This window comes from Streptomyces sp. WAC00040, from assembly GCF_056835925.1.
The window spans coordinates 2,555,210-2,569,061 of record NZ_JAKQZE010000001.1 but is presented as its reverse complement, the minus strand read 5'-3'; the positions used below and the strand labels follow the sequence as shown (position 1 = coordinate 2,569,061).

The window sequence follows — 13,852 nt, the reverse complement described above, 5'->3', positions numbered from 1 at the left end:
ATGCTCAGGAAAGCCGGGATGAGAACGCTGGCCGCCGCGGCCGCGATGGCCGTGGCCGCGGTGACGGCCGGCTGCAAGGCGGAGGCCGCGACCGACGCGCCGACCGCCGGCAGCACGTCGAGCGCGACAACGACACCGTCCGCCTCCACTCCGCCGGCTTCGCCGTCACCGTCGGCGTCGGAGTCGGCCGAGCCGTCGGAGAAGCCGTCGCCGTCGCCGTCCACCGAGCAGCCCGCACCCAAGGTCCTGATGGCGCCCGGCGCCAAGGGCGAGCAGGTGCGTGAGCTGCAGGCACGGCTGGCGCAGATCGGCTGGTTCGACGACAAGCCGACGGGTATGTACGGGCCGGTCACCACCACGGCCGTGAAGGGCTTCCAGGGCAAGCGCGGTCTTCCCGCGACGGGCAGCACGGACACCGTGACCTGGCAGCGGCTGCTCGGCATGACGACGAAGCCGACGCGTGCCGAGCTGGACGGCAAGGACGTCAAGAAGCCGCAGGCGAAGCTCGACCCGCGCTGCATGAAGGGCCGGGTGATGTGCATCAGCAAGACCACCCGCACGCTGTCGTGGATGATCGACGGCAAGGTGCTGTCCACGATGGACGTGCGCTTCGGGTCGCAGTACACGCCGACCCGCGAAGGGGTGTTCAACGTGGGCTGGAAGTCCCGTGACCACGTCTCGACCCTCTACGACACGCCCATGCCGTACGCCATGTTCTTCAGCGGCGGCCAGGCGGTGCACTACTCCTCCGACTTCGCCGCCCGCGGCTACAACGGCGCGTCGCACGGCTGCGTGAACGTCAGGGACAAGGGCGCCATCGCGGCGCTGTTCGACCAGGTGCGGACCGGCGACAAGGTCGTCGTCTACTGGTGACGCGCGGGGCGCGGAAGCGGTGAAGGAAGAAGGGCGCGGGCGGGACCGGGGGAACGTGTCCCGCCCGCGCCATTGCGCTGAGCCGTAGGTACGGGGGGAACCCCGGCTCGTTGCGCCGCCGATGACCAGTCGGCTCACTATCTACTGCGCCGCAGCCGAAGAAAACGTCACACCCCGCGCCCGGCCCTGCGAAAGCGCAGGTCAGAGAGCTCGAACGGGGGCGGGCCGCCGGCGAGTCGGATTCGGTCGCCCGCGGCGTCAGGCCGGGTCGGGGACGAGCAGGTAGGAGACCTGCGGCGTGTCGGGGAGGAGTTGCGGCGCGCCCTCGAAGCTGCCCGAGTCACCGCCGGACCCGCCGGAGTTCTTCCCGCCGTCCTTGCCGTTCCCGTCGCGGTCGTCCTCGTCGCGATCGTCGCCTTCGTTGCCGTTCTCGCCGCCCGGGCTGCCGCCGTCGCCCGTGCCGCCGCCGAGCAGTTCGTCGCAGAACCGCTCCACCCGCTCGGCGCCTTGGGCGGCCATCTCCAGCCGGCGCTTGCGGTCCGCGTCGATCCGGCCGCTGCGGTAGTCACGGCATGCCTCGACGGACCTGCGGTACAGGTCGGCCTTCGACGGGTCCTCGCCGCCCGGCGTGGCCGCACCGTCCCCGGCCGGCAGGCCGGGCGTGCTCCCGCCCGTATCGCCGGGGGCCGGGGTAGTGCTGCCCGCCACGGGCGGCAGACCCGGCGGTGTGCCGGTGGCACCCGGCGGACGGGATGCCGCGCCGGCCTTCCCGCCGCTCGGCGACGGGGACGTGAGCGGTCCCGGTGTCGTCACGGCCGACACGGAGGACGCGGGTGCGGGACGGTCGTCGCCGAAGGTCGGCAGCACGCCGCTGCCTGCGGCGACGGCGACACCGCCGATGGCGCAGCCCGCGAACGCCGCCGCGATCCCGAACCGGACGGGCCGGGCGAATCCGACGCCGCGGGCCGACCGGCCGCCGCGACGGGAACGGGTCACCCGCACGGTCCCGAGCGAAGTCCCCGCCCGTGCCGTCGACTCGGCCCTGGCCTTGCGGAACGCGGCCATCGCGGCCGCCTCACCGGGCAGTTCGCCGTCTTCGTAGCCGTAGCCGGGGTTCCCTACCGCGCTGTCGAGGGTGGCGGCGAGTCGTGCGGCCTCGGCGCGGGCGCGTTCGTCCGCGACGTCGACAGGCTCGCCACGCAGCAGTCGCTCCGCCGCGTCCCTGTCAAGCCACTTGTACCGCTCGTCGGCCATCACATGTCCTTCTGCGTCCGCGGGCGTGAATGCGTCACACCGGCGGGTGCCGTCGCACCGGGGCGGGAGCCGCGCTGGGTGGGCAGTCCGCCCAGTTCCGAAGCGCTCTCCGAGGGGTCCTCCCCGCCCCGGCGAGTCACGTCCGTGGGGGGCCGGTCCCCGCCTTCGAAGGCGGAACCGTCGGCTCCCAGGAGTTCAGCGAGCCGCTTCAGGCCGCGGTGCGCGGCCGTCCGGACGGCCCCGGGCCGCTTGCCGAGAGTCTTGGCCGCGCTCTTGGCGTCGAGGCCGACCACGACCCGCAGTACGACCGCCTCGGCCTGATCCTGCGGCAGTTGGGCGATGAGCGCCATGGTGCTGCTGGTGGAGATGGACTCCAGCGCCTCGTCGACCGTGTCGGAGTCGGCGGCCCTGCCCGTCAGTTCCGTCTCGTCACCGCCGACGGCCGGCCGGCGGCCCCGCATCCGGATGTGGTCCAGCGCACGGTTGCGGGCGATCCGTGCGGCCCAGCCACGGAACCGGTCGGCGTCCCCGCTGAACCTGTCGAGGTCCCGGGAGATCTGGAGCCACGCCTCGGAGGCGACGTCCTCCGCGTCGGCGTCGCCGACGAGCGTGCGCACATAGCCGATCAACCGCGGATGCACGGCGCGGTACACAGTCCGGAAGGCGTCCTCGTCCCCATCCTGAGCCGCGAGCACGGCGGCGGTCAGCTCCGCGTCGTCCCCCAGCACTACCTCAACCCGTCGTTCCGTACCGCAGCTGGTCACCACTGCCGCGCTGTCCTGCGCGAATCAGCACGCTACGTCCTTTTACGGTCCCACGTCCACGCCTCGTACAACCCGCAACGAGTTTGCCACTCGGAGCGGTGTGACAGAAACAGCACTCTCGGCGCTGAGGTTAGTACGGGGCGCCCTCGGGCCCCCGCCACGAACGACGACCGGGGCCTCTCCTGTGGGGGGTGGCGGCCCCGGTCGTCCTTTTGGGCCGGTGGACGTGCCCCGGCGGCCGGTTCCGCATTCACCAGGGGTGGCCGGACGGCTCCCTGGCGGACACGTCACCGCAGAAGGCCCGTTCCCTCCGCGTGCTCTCCGGACGCCGGGTCACCGCCTTGCGGGCCGGGCGGCAGCACCACGGCCGTGGTCGGCAGGTCCGGCACGTCGCGCGCGGTCAGTACACCGAACCCGGCATCGGGGAAGAACAGCTCCGCCTCCCGTTCGACGAACCGCATCCGCCGGGCCAGGGCGTCCGCCCGTACGTCGCTCATCGGCCGCCCGAGGAGCGGCACACCACCGTGGCCGACCGACGCCGGCCGCGTGAACGCGATGCGCACGACGGTGTCGTCGGCGTCGTACGTGAGCACGACCCCGGCCTCGAAGAAGTTGTCCTGGCCGGCGCCGCCGAACTCGGGGACGGACCCGATTCCGCCACCGAGCAGCCGTCGCATGTCCGCGCGCGCCGATCCGAGGCGTACCGGGCCGATGCCGCGGTGCGCGACGACCTCGGCGGGCCCGGCCGTCGCCGGGCGGGAGCCGCCCGGCGGCTCGAAGAACTCGAACGCGTCGTCGCCGACGGCGGTGGCCCGCAGCCGCACGCTCTCGAAGCCGTCCGCGTCCTGCGCCGTACCGCCGAGCACCACACCGAGGGCGGGCAGCGTCCACCCCTCCGCGTCCCCGGCGGCCTTCACCTCGTGTCCCAGGCCACGGAGTTCCGCGACCACCTCGGCCTCGGGCCGCCCGAGCAGCACGATCCCGTCCAGGGTGACGGGTGCGGGCGACGCCACCTCCACGGCGTGAAGGACACCGGCGTCGTCGTACTCGAGGAACTCGAAGAAGCCGTCACCGCGTCCTTCACCGTCCTCGTGTCCGCCCGCCGCCGTGACGTACATGTCCGTCAGGGTGGCGTCGGCGGCGCGCCGGAAGGCGGAGTCCGGCGCACCTCTGGCCGCTCGTACGGAGGCCCGTGTCTGCCCGAAGCGGGCACCGGACAGGCCGACGCGAGGAAGTATCTCCACGTACCGCCCGAATCTCCTCGATGTCCGCTCTGTTCTGTCAGCCGATCGCGATGCGCGGGTTCGCGGACGGCTTGACCCAGCCCATGAACTGCTCCATCGTCGCGCGCGGCACCGACACGCAGCCGGCGGTGGCGCCGCTGCCGTTGACGTGCAGGAAGATCCCCGCGCCCCGACCGGGAGTGGCCGGCCAGCGGTTGAAGTTGATGACCAGGGCCTTGGCGTACTGCGTCGGGTAGTTGATCAGGTGCTCGCTGCCGCGGTCGCCGGACTCGGTCAGCGGGAAGTCCGCGCCCGCCTCGGTGTGCATCGAGTTGTAGAACTTCGACTCCGGGTCCTGGACCCACCAGTGGCTGTCGTTGACCTTGGTGTACGGCATGGCGGTGCCGCTCGACTCGACGCCGAAGCCCTCGGTGATCGTGTAGGTGCCGGTGGGGGTGGTGTACGTGTTCTGCCGGCGGGTGGCGCCGTCGGTCACCCCGTTCGATCCGACGCGTCCGGCGCTCGTCGAGAACTGCGCCTTCCAGCCGGCGGAGCCCTTCTGCCAGGCGGTGACCGTGGCGTACGAGCCGCGGGCCTTGACCGTGATGACCTGGGTGGCGTTGCCGACGTTCACCGGCACGGGGAAGTCAGGGGTGGAGGGCGCGGCGGGCTCGTCACCAAGACCGCTGCCCGGGCCCGCGTTGCCGCCGCTCGTGGCCGTGGCCGTGGCCTTCGGGGCCGTGCTGCCGGAGGCCTTGGCCGAAGCGGAAGGGGAGGCCGAGCCAGAGGGTGATGCGGAGGCGGACGGGGAGGCCGAAGCGGACGCGGACGCACTGGGCGACGCCGAACCACCCGTCACCTCCTTGTCCCCCTGCGCCGCCGCACCGGCCGAGGCGGCGGCAGAGCCGGCCGGCTCCTCACCCCCACCACAGGCCGACACCAGCGACATCACGCCGACCAGGGCGAGCGCGGACGAGAACTTAACGGAGGAGCGCAGCACGGATGATCCTTGGCTCGTCGGAACAGTGGCGGCACCACGTGCCGCACCTCAAGGCTGGCCGGTTATACATCGCCGACCCGGCCGAAAACCAGGCGACAGACATACTGGACACAAGTGGCCCAGGGGGCGAACGCCGTTGTCCGTGGCCCGCGCTACTTTCCCTTCCCGTCCGTTCCGTCCTCACGGACGAAGAGTCGAGGAGCAGCCACCGTTCGCGCTCCTCTGCCCGACGGGAGTGGCGCGGGCGGCCGCGTTCCTCGGCGGGCTGCCGTTCGACGCGCTCCGGGACCGCACCGGTCGCCTTCCCCGCGCCGTTTCCCGCCCGGGACGAGGCGGACGTCAAGAACGTCTTCTCGAGCACCCACTCGGGCCTGCTCACCTTCTGTGCGAAGGCGGCGGCGAGGGGCGACGCCGGATCAAGGCGTTCTGGTACTGAGCCCGTCGCGGAGGCGCGTGGCCGGTGCGGTCGGCCGTCACAGGTCGCCGGCCCCGGTCCGGGGGCCGGCTAGCCGCGCAGATCCGCGGGGAGCTCGATCCTGCCGTCGTACGCGCCCTGGTTCTCCATGGTCACCTGCTGCTCGAAGGCCATGTCCTGCCCGTTGTACGGAATCAGGAAGCCGAAGTCGAGGCGGTGACTCTTGATCCGGTACGTCTTCGCGTCCAGGAGCAGCACCTCCTCGAGGCCGGAGAGGGTCAGCCGCGCGTCGTCCACCGGGATGCCGGCCTCGCGGAGTTGCTCGGCCGTGGGCTCGAACTCGCGCTTCGCCTTCTTGGCCCAGGCCCGCTGCTGGACGGCGCTCAGCTTCTGCTTGCCGCTCGTGACACGGAGTTCGACCGTGCCGCCGCCGTCCTTCTCGGTCACCTTGACGTCGCCGCCGACGGCCTGCGCGTACATCCGGAACTCGTGGATGACCGCGATCGGGTCGTCGGCCTTGTTCCGCATCTCCGGATCGGCGGGTGACACGGTCTTCCACTCGGCCGAGTCTTCCTTCAGATGGCCCGCGTCGCCGATGACGTACAGCTCCTCGGACTTCTTCTTGCCCTTGCTGCTGGTGCTGACGCCCTGCGAGTGCAGCGCCGCCCGTCCGACGGCACGCCTTACGGTGCCCTCGTAGGTCGCGGCGCTCTTCTGACCCTGGGACGTCAGCCCCTCCTCCCCCTTCACGGAGAAGGACCAGGCCGGCTCCTCGGCCATCGCCTTCTCGGCGAGGGCGAGGAAGTCCTCCGCCGTCTCGGGTGCCTCGGCCCGTTCGGAAGAGACGGGTGACGGGGACGACGCTGCCGCCGTCTCCCGGCTCCCGGCCGGCTCCGCCTCCTCGCCGCACGCCGTCAGCGTGAGCGCGAGCGGGAGCGGGAGGACGAACACGGCGGCACTCCGGATGGTGCGGGTTCGCATGGGCGGCTTCCTTACGTCACGACGGGGCGCGGACTGTACAACAACTCCCGCTACGTGATCACCCCGGCGGACATTCCGGGCAACCCACCTCCGAGGCCGTCACTCTTGGAGGGGCGTCACGTCAGCGCGAGCCCGCCGAACGCCTCTTGGAGAGCGGGAAGGCCGATCGCCTCCGAGGGCGCCAGGCATATGTGCCCCGAAGGATGCCCCGGCGTACCGCAGTTGAGGTCGCCCGTCCCTGGGGCGGCCACCCGGTGAACCACTGAAAGGAGTTCGTCAAGTCGGAGTGCAGGCTCTTCCCGTTCGTCCATGGCGGACATTGAAACGGACGCCGCCGACATCGGCCCGGGCGGCCGCGCCATGATGTCGCCCGTGTCGAGGGCTGCTCGCGGGGCCGACGTACGACGACACACCCACCCACCGGCGGCAGTTCTACTGGCCCAGCCGCTGCAGCCCGGACACGGACCAGGAAAGGCACATGAACTACCCCCATGTACCCGTACGGCTGCTCGCGCATGAGTCCCTGCCCGGCATCACCGAGGCACTGGGGAACCTGGACGGCTGGCTCCTGCGCGACGGCGCACACTGGCTCGTGACCCGACACGAGGGAACGATCACCACGCATAGGCTCAGCACCGATCGCTCTCAGGTGGTCGCTGCCCGCGCCACGTGGAGCGACCCCGTTCCTGACGGGCCCAGTCTGTACTGCTCACCGCTGCCCGAGGGCGCCCTGGCCATCAGCAGCCGGCAGGCCGTCACTGTCTACGAGGCCGACCGAACCGTCCGCTGGGAGCACCGCCACGGGGACTGGGAGCATTCGCCTGAGGCCTCCGGCGCGTGCACGCCCGACCCGGCCGGCCGTGTCCTTCTGGCGACCATGGCCGGACCTCTCGGAGCCGACGGGCTCTCCCCGGGCGACATCTGCCGCGCCCTCGACCTGGCCACCGGCAAGGTGCTCGCCGAGCACGTCCTGCCGTCCCGCGCCGCAGCGTACGAGTTCCAGGGGTTCCCTGACGCGCGACCCGAGGTTCTTCTCACCGCCTCCATGGGTCAGGACGGCACCCTGTGTTTCCTGGTCACCCACACGGACGGCGGGCTCGACGTGCGGGCGACCGGCACCGTCACGGAAGCCTACGTCGGCGTCGGCCCGGAGGGAGCGCTGGTCATCCAGGACATCGGCGGCGGATACCTCTGCCGGACGCAGGACGGCGCCGACGACGTGATCACCGAGGCCGGCGATGTCCTTCCGGACGAAAGGGTCTTCGTCGGCTACTCCCCGGGCTTCGTCGACGACAAGCGGATTCTGGTCGTAACGGCCGAGGAACCGTGGGCGGAGGAGGGCGCCCACCTCCTCCTCGACGCCCACACTCTCAGGCCCCTGGCCGAACTCGACTACCCGCGGACGCCGGGGGTCACTGCCGTGCCGCTCGGCGACGGCACGTGGCTCGTCCGCGAGGACGAGACGGTGCAGCGCTGGACGACCGCCTGATCCGGATCGCCCTCGATCAAGGGTTCGTGCGAATTCTGCGCCGCAGCTCCTCGCCGGGAACAACAGGCACTTCATGGCTCCCGCCCTGTCCTGGCCGGAGCCGGCCGCAGCCCCCTGACCCCCACTCCGCCAGCTCGCACCACACGGTCTTGCCGCCGGGCCCCTGCCCCACTCCCCACCGCACGGCCAGCGCGTCGAGCAGAGCGAGGCCCCGGCCCGACTCGTCGTCGGCGGCCGTCGCGCAGAGGACGGGCAGGGCACGCGGGTCGGGGTCGGTGACCTCCAGTCGCGTACGGCCGCTGCCGCACGACACCCGGACCGTCACCGGCGTTCCCTCACCGACGTGGCGGATCACGTTGGTGAGGAGCTCGGTCGCGCAGAGCTGGAGGTCGGCGCCGTAGTCGCGCAGGGCGCGGCGCACGCCGGACACGGCGGCCGGGGTCGCGAACAGTCCGAGCGTCAGGGGCGGCCGGCTCATCACGCGACTCCCCTGCGGAGGGCGGCGACCAGCGTCCGGGCGGTCAGGACGTTGCAGTTGCCGAGGGAGATCAGCGGCCGGGTCGGGTAGCGGGCGGCGAAGGTCGGCAGGTCGACGCGGAGGGACGGGAGCGTGATGCCGTGCTCGGCGAGGGCGGCACGCAGCTCCTCCACGCAGTCGTCGGCTTCGGAGTGGTCGTACATCGGCGGGTTTACACCTTCCAGTGCGCTGTGTGACGAACTGCTCACAGCGTCACGCCGGGCCGCGTAGCGTGAAAGAGGTTCGGGATCCCCGCCCTGAACTGCGCGTATGCGCGGTGCAGTTGGTACGGGCCGGGGAACACCGGGGAACGGGCGGTACACGGCACCAGGGACGGTGGGCGATGGGGCAGCGCAAGGACATCGACGGCTCGGCGAGCGTCCCGACCTTCTACGGCAGCGAGTTGCGCTGGAAACGGGAGGAGGCGGGCCTGACCCTCCAGCAACTGGTCGAGGGCAGCTTCTACGGCCCCAGCCACCTCAGCGAGATCGAACGCGGCACGCGCCGGATGCCGGCGGAACTGGCCGAGCACGTGGACACCGTGCTCGGCACGGACGGCTTCTTCAAGCGCCGCTGCGAGGACGTACGGAAGGCGAAGCGGCGGGGTCACGCGAGCTACTTCGAGCGGGTGCTGGAGGCGGAGAAGCATGCCAAGGCAATCGAGGAATGGTGCCCGACCCTGATCCCGGGCCTGCTTCAGACCGACGCTTACGCACGCGCCCTGGTGCAGGCCGCCATGCCCCTTGCGCTGGACGGGGAGGTGGAGGAGAAGGTCAGTGCCCGAATGGCACGAGCCCGCCTCTTCGAGGACAATCACAAGACCCCGATGTACTGGGCGATCCTGTCCGAGGTGCTACTGCGACAACCGGTCCTCCCGCCGGAGCAGACAGCCGAACAACTGGAGCACATCGCAGCGCTGGCGCGTCGACGCCGGATCGTTCCCCAGATCCTTCCGTGGAACTGCGGGCCGCACCCTCTCATGATGGGCATGGCGAAGGTCATGACCTTCCCCGACGCCCCGCCATTGGTCTACCTGGAGTCGCAGCACAGCGGGGACACCATCGACGATCCGGCCCTCGTGGAGGAGTACCGCAGGTCGTACGATCTGCTCAGGGCCGCCGCACTGCCACCGGAGGCGTCCCTCGCCCTGATCGAGGAAACGGCTGAGGATGTTCGAAATGGCAAGCATCGGCATTGACTTGAGCACCGCCGTCTGGCGCAAGAGCACCTACAGCAACGGCACCGGCGGAGACTGCGTGGAGGTCGCCGAGGCCTTCCCCGGCGCTGCCCAGTGGCGCAAGAGCACCTACAGCAACGGCGACGGCGGCGACTGCGTCGAGGTGTGCGACGCCCACCCCGGCGTCGTCCCCGTCCGCGACTCCAAGGTCCCGAGCGGCCCGGTCCTCACCGTCACGGGCCCGGCCTGGACCGCCTTCGTCTCGTCCCTCAAGTAGGCCGCCACCGCGTGACGCAACCGGTGGACGTCGGCCTTTCGACGCCGTCCGGCTCCGCCTGGCCTGCCCGAACCCTGCCGAGGGACCAGCACGAAACGTCACGCACCGAGGCGGATACCCTCTGCTGGCCCGCCCGGCCGTCGGGCGGCTCGAGGGAAGGGCGTTCGCGTTCATGCGGCAGCGGAGAGCGGGAAGCGGCCTGAGAACCGCCGCCTGGGTGCTCGTACCACTCGGACTGGTCCTGATGCTCGGCGGCATCGGGTACACCTGGACGAACTACGAAGGCGCCACCGTCATGAGCGAGGCGATGTCGCCCACGCACCGTCCGGGCGAGCGGCTGCTCATCGAGCGTACGGACGCGGGCGAGATACGCAGGGGCGACATCGTGCTCGTCGACGTGCCGGAGCGGTATCAGAGCAGGCCGGTCCTCCAGCGGGTCATCGGGGTCGGCGGCGATCACGTGGTGTGCTGCGACGGGGGCCGGATCGCGGTCAACGGGAAGCCGGTCGACGAACCGTATGTGATGCGCGGCGAAGTGAACGCGGGCACCGGAGAATACGACGTGACAGTGCCCGACGGGCGGCTGTTCCTTCTGGGCGACCACCGGGCCAACTCGAACGACTCGCGCTTCTTCCTCGGCGAGCAGTCGGGCAGCGTCGCGGCATCCGGAGTGCACGGGCGCGTGCAGAACGATTCCACCGTGCCGGTGGTGCTGGCAGCGCTGGGAATCCTGGGCATCGTGATGATCCTTGTCGGGACGGGCCTGGGAATCGGCGGGTACGTGGCCGGGCGCCGCGACCGGCGACCGGTCGAGGCTGCTCCACCGTGGCCGGTGGCCTGACCCCGAGTAGCTTCGGCCTGTCCCGCGTCCCGCTGTTCAGGGAACGTGCGGCGGAACGAACGGGCTCGGCACCTGCGTCCGGACGACCACGATGAGGCCCGCCTGCACGAGACACAGCATCCAGTCGCTGCGCCACCTGCGCGCCACCGCGGCCGTGGCGGCAACGGCGCGTCGGCGCGGCCGCCGTGGAGGCGCAGGCCGATCAGGGGTGCGCTGGCTTCATACACGAGAAGGGGCAGCACTTCGACACCGGTTCGGGAGGCACTGAGGTGTCGGGCCAGAACAAGATGTTCGCAAGTTCCGACAGCGCCTGGCCTCCCTGGCGGACAGAGTGCGGCCGTCGCCCCGCTCCTCCAGGTCCTTCGCCTTCACTTCGCTCGGGGCCTTCCACCTGGACCGGCGACTACCTGTAACTAGGCGACGAGGTGATCCAACCTCGCCCTGTCCTTGACGGCGGAGGCGAGCTCGGCCCCCGGGGCGTTGGGCCCAGATGCGGGCGTGACGACGGCGACAGCCGGTGTGGCGAAGGCGGCTTCGGGGGCGGGCGCAGCGACCGGGGTAGCGATTGCGGCGACGATGGCGAGGATGGCGGCAGCGCGCAGGGTCCACTTCAGCACGATGATGCTCCGATCTTGACGTGTGATGGCAATGTGCGTCGATCGTCGCCGCCGATCCGGTGTCCGGGGATCGTCCGAGGTCGCTGACCGCCTCCCCCGCACGGGGGAGGCGGCCGGCCGCGGGGGGCCTCCCGTCCTCGTGAACATCGACCCTGGGCAGATCGGGCCGCCCCCCAAACTCGTGAACAACCGCTGTCACGACTCGTGAACAAAGCCAGTGCGCCGATCCCGAGGACTTCGCCACCACACGTCCCTCGTCGGACAGCAGAGGCATGCGCAGGCCTCTGTCGCGGGCGAACTTCTCGTGTCTGTCGAGCCCTTGGGGGCTGATGCCCCACACGGTGGCACCGGCGGACCTGAGTTGGGCCGGGCCGTCGGAGTACGAGCACAGCTGTGCGGTGCACACGGGGGTGTCGTCGCCGGGGTAGAAGGCGAGGACGAGAGGCTTGCCGCGCTGCTCGCGCAGGTTGTGGTCCCGGCGGTGAAAGGTGCCGCCGTCCAGGTGCCCGCCGGGCAGGCGGAAATCACCGACGATGTCCCCGATCTTCGGGGTGCTTGCCATGAGGTACCTCGATTGCTGATCGATGCGGGGCGCCCCGGATCAGGCAGGAAGGGTCATCAGGAGCAAGGGGGCGGTGGTGGGCCGGGGGGAGCCTCCGGCGGGTTCGAGGGTGAGGCCGACGGCGCCCGCGTCGGCGGGGTTGCCGGTCAGGACGACGGTGCCGTCGCCGTGGAGGAGTCCGGCCGGGCGCATGGTGCCGTCCTGGTCCAGCCACAACTGGTAGGTCTTGCCCGCGCCGGGGGCGGGCAGGTTGGCGGCGGTGAAGACGGCCCTGTTCTGCCGCTCGGAGGCGACGACGGCCGTCAGGGCTCCGTTGGCGGCCCGTCCCTGGACGGTGCGTGCATCCGGGGCTGCCAGCACGGCACTGATCGCGTCCAGTTGCCGCTGAGCCTCGCGGGCTTGCTGCGTGAGTTCCCGCCCGTTCCCCAGCTGCCACACCGTCACGCCGCCGAGTAGGGCGGCAGCCACGCAGGCGGCCAGAGCCAGCGACAGGGCCCTGCGGCGCAGCAGGCCGCCGAGGGCGGGTGCGGCGGCGGGTCCGGGGATGCGCGGCGGCAGCTGGCGCACGCCATCGATGGCGGCCATGGCCTGTGCCTTGGCTGCAGTAGGCGGTGGCTGGGCCACCGCTGCTGCCAGGCGTGCCGCGGTCGCCTCGAACTCGGCGGCTTCCAATCGGCAGGCCTCGCACGCCTCCAGGTGGTCTTCGAAGGCTCCGCGTTCACCTGCCTCGAGTGCGCCCAGCGCGTAGGCGGCAACCAGGGTGTGGGCGTCGGTGGCGTGGTGTCTCATGTGGTCACCCCCATGCAGTCGCGGAGCCGGATCAGCCCGTCGCGCATGCGTGTCTTGATCGTGGGAAGAGGCGTGCGCAGGGCTTCGGCGACCTCACGGTAGGTCAGCCCCCGGTAGTAGGCGAGGGTCACCGCCTGGAGTTGCAGTTCGGTCAGGCCACGCAGGCAGCGGCGCACTTGCTCGGACTCCAGGCGGGTCTCGACCTGCTCGGCGACCTCGTCGAAGGCGGTGGCGTGCTCGCGGGCGGCCTGGACTTGTTCGCGGTCGGTGGCGGCCTGGGCGGAGCGGACCCGGTCCACGGCCCGCCGGTGGGCGATCGTCGCCGCCCACGTCGTCACCGTGCCGGCGTCGGGCCGATAGCGGGCGGCCTGCCGCCACAGGTCGATCATGACCTCCTGGGCGACCTCCTCGGACTGCGCCCGATCGCGTACGACCTTGACCACGATCCCGAAGACGATGGGCGCGAGCGCGTCGTAGAGGGCGGAGAAGGCCTGTTTGTCGCCGTGGGCGACCTTGTCCATGACATGGGTCAGGTCGGTGCGGTCTGCGGCCGGTCCGGGGCCGAGGGGGAGCGGCTGGTTCACCTGCGGGGCTCCGGCCGTGGAGAGAAGGCGCAGGGGCGGCCGGGAAAGGCCGCCGGTGGGCGGGGTGTCCATCGCATGCCAGTCCTTGACGTGTCTCTCAAGCGTCGGCCTGACCGCCCCGCGGGTCTGGTCCGGCCACCGCAGCAGGTGGGCGTGTCAGCAGTTCTTCGTAGCGGTCGGGCGTGCGGATGGGAGGGTGCTTCGTCGCCCGGTCAGGGCCCGGCCGTCCCGGGAGAGGACCGGAACGACAGCGGTCGCGGCCGGGCGGACGATGGCGGCAGCGTGCCGAGTCACAGCACCGCCCGTGCCGGCGCCGGCCCGCGAGAACGGCCGTATCGCTGAACCTCCCGCCGGCCGTGCTGGTGCTGTGCGGGCGGCGCGCGCTGCGGCCGCCCGCAGGAGCACGGCCGGCGACAGATGGGCCCGGCCGGCTCGTGCGCTCGAGCACCGGCCGCGCCGGGTCCGGACCGGCTGCCTCGTCCTTCTCGC

Annotated in this window: 16 protein-coding genes and 1 pseudogene; 5 read left to right on the top strand and 12 right to left on the bottom strand. The window is 71.5% G+C overall.

Going from position 1 to position 13,852, the window contains the following annotated elements; translation table 11 throughout:
* The first annotated feature begins 18 nt into the window (after positions 1–18).
* Entirely contained in the window at positions 19–873 is an 855-nt protein-coding gene (locus MDN94_RS11825; protein WP_482725770.1) for a L,D-transpeptidase family protein, read from the top strand.
* A gap of 258 nt (positions 874–1,131) precedes the next feature.
* On the opposite strand, the gene MDN94_RS11820 is transcribed toward MDN94_RS11825, so the two are convergent.
* The 6 genes from MDN94_RS11820 to MDN94_RS11795 all read right to left on the bottom strand — a co-directional run bounded on the left by MDN94_RS11820 (position 1,132) and on the right by MDN94_RS11795 (position 6,821).
* A complete protein-coding gene (locus MDN94_RS11820; protein ID WP_482725769.1) occupies positions 1,132–2,127 on the bottom strand; it encodes a hypothetical protein in 996 nt (331 codons plus the stop codon).
* Complete coding sequence (locus MDN94_RS11815; RefSeq protein WP_482725768.1) at positions 2,127–2,855, bottom strand: RNA polymerase sigma factor; 729 nt, start codon at positions 2,853–2,855, stop codon at positions 2,127–2,129. The genes MDN94_RS11820 and MDN94_RS11815 overlap by 1 nt, the downstream gene beginning before the upstream one ends.
* Positions 2,856–3,178: 323 nt before the next feature.
* The gene (locus MDN94_RS11810; protein WP_482725767.1) at positions 3,179–4,135 is read right to left on the bottom strand and encodes a hypothetical protein; all 957 of its coding nucleotides are present in this window, start codon (positions 4,133–4,135) and stop codon (positions 3,179–3,181) included.
* A gap of 37 nt (positions 4,136–4,172) precedes the next feature.
* Positions 4,173–5,114, bottom strand: a complete 942-nt coding sequence (locus MDN94_RS11805) for a L,D-transpeptidase family protein (RefSeq protein WP_482725766.1) — start codon at positions 5,112–5,114, stop codon at positions 4,173–4,175.
* Between the two features lie 505 nt (positions 5,115–5,619).
* On the bottom strand, positions 5,620–6,510 hold the full coding sequence (locus MDN94_RS11800) for a hypothetical protein (protein ID WP_482725765.1): 891 nt from the start codon (positions 6,508–6,510) through the stop codon (positions 5,620–5,622).
* Between the two features lie 116 nt (positions 6,511–6,626).
* Positions 6,627–6,821 carry a hypothetical protein gene (locus tag MDN94_RS11795; RefSeq protein ID WP_482725764.1) on the bottom strand — a complete coding sequence of 65 codons (195 nt, stop codon included), beginning with the start codon at positions 6,819–6,821 and terminating at the stop codon, positions 6,627–6,629.
* A gap of 167 nt (positions 6,822–6,988) precedes the next feature.
* On the opposite strand from MDN94_RS11795, the gene MDN94_RS11790 reads away from it, so the two are divergent.
* A complete protein-coding gene (locus tag MDN94_RS11790; protein WP_482725763.1) occupies positions 6,989–7,999 on the top strand; it encodes a hypothetical protein in 1,011 nt (336 codons plus the stop codon).
* A gap of 16 nt (positions 8,000–8,015) precedes the next feature.
* Here MDN94_RS11790 and MDN94_RS11785 read toward each other — a convergent pair whose 3' ends face one another.
* Together MDN94_RS11785 and MDN94_RS11780 are read right to left on the bottom strand one after the other, a co-directional pair.
* Positions 8,016–8,477, bottom strand: coding sequence for an ATP-binding protein (locus tag MDN94_RS11785; protein WP_482725762.1), 462 nt, complete (start codon positions 8,475–8,477; stop codon positions 8,016–8,018).
* Positions 8,477–8,680 carry a hypothetical protein gene (locus tag MDN94_RS11780; RefSeq protein WP_482725761.1) on the bottom strand — a complete coding sequence of 68 codons (204 nt, stop codon included), beginning with the start codon at positions 8,678–8,680 and terminating at the stop codon, positions 8,477–8,479. Before MDN94_RS11780 ends, MDN94_RS11785 begins: the two co-directional genes overlap by 1 nt.
* A 179-nt stretch (positions 8,681–8,859) precedes the next feature.
* On the opposite strand from MDN94_RS11780, the gene MDN94_RS11775 reads away from it, so the two are divergent.
* The 3 genes from MDN94_RS11775 (at position 8,860) to lepB (ending at position 10,811) form a co-directional block, all read left to right on the top strand.
* Entirely contained in the window at positions 8,860–9,714 is an 855-nt protein-coding gene (locus MDN94_RS11775; protein ID WP_482725760.1) for a helix-turn-helix domain-containing protein, read from the top strand.
* Positions 9,695–9,970 (top strand): DUF397 domain-containing protein, encoded by a 276-nt coding sequence (locus tag MDN94_RS11770; RefSeq protein ID WP_482725759.1) that lies wholly within the window; start codon positions 9,695–9,697, stop codon positions 9,968–9,970. The genes MDN94_RS11775 and MDN94_RS11770 overlap by 20 nt, the downstream gene beginning before the upstream one ends.
* 172 nt (positions 9,971–10,142) lie before the next feature.
* The gene (gene lepB, locus MDN94_RS11765) at positions 10,143–10,811 is read left to right on the top strand and encodes a signal peptidase I (protein ID WP_482725758.1); all 669 of its coding nucleotides are present in this window, start codon (positions 10,143–10,145) and stop codon (positions 10,809–10,811) included.
* Between the two features lie 413 nt (positions 10,812–11,224).
* Here lepB and MDN94_RS11760 read toward each other — a convergent pair whose 3' ends face one another.
* The 4 genes and pseudogenes from MDN94_RS11760 to sigK all read right to left on the bottom strand — a co-directional run bounded on the left by MDN94_RS11760 (position 11,225) and on the right by sigK (position 13,363).
* Positions 11,225–11,428: a hypothetical protein gene (locus MDN94_RS11760; RefSeq protein ID WP_482727123.1), complete on the bottom strand. Its 204-nt coding sequence runs from the start codon at positions 11,426–11,428 to the stop codon at positions 11,225–11,227.
* A 232-nt stretch (positions 11,429–11,660) separates the two neighbouring features.
* Positions 11,661–11,990: pseudogene (locus MDN94_RS11755) on the bottom strand (peroxiredoxin); the annotation flags it as partial.
* A gap of 39 nt (positions 11,991–12,029) precedes the next feature.
* Positions 12,030–12,779 (bottom strand): anti-sigma factor, encoded by a 750-nt coding sequence (locus MDN94_RS11750; RefSeq protein WP_482725757.1) that lies wholly within the window; start codon positions 12,777–12,779, stop codon positions 12,030–12,032.
* The gene (sigK, locus tag MDN94_RS11745; protein ID WP_482727059.1) at positions 12,776–13,363 is read right to left on the bottom strand and encodes an ECF RNA polymerase sigma factor SigK; all 588 of its coding nucleotides are present in this window, start codon (positions 13,361–13,363) and stop codon (positions 12,776–12,778) included. The genes MDN94_RS11750 and sigK overlap by 4 nt, the downstream gene beginning before the upstream one ends.
* Positions 13,364–13,852: the final 489 nt, after the last annotated feature.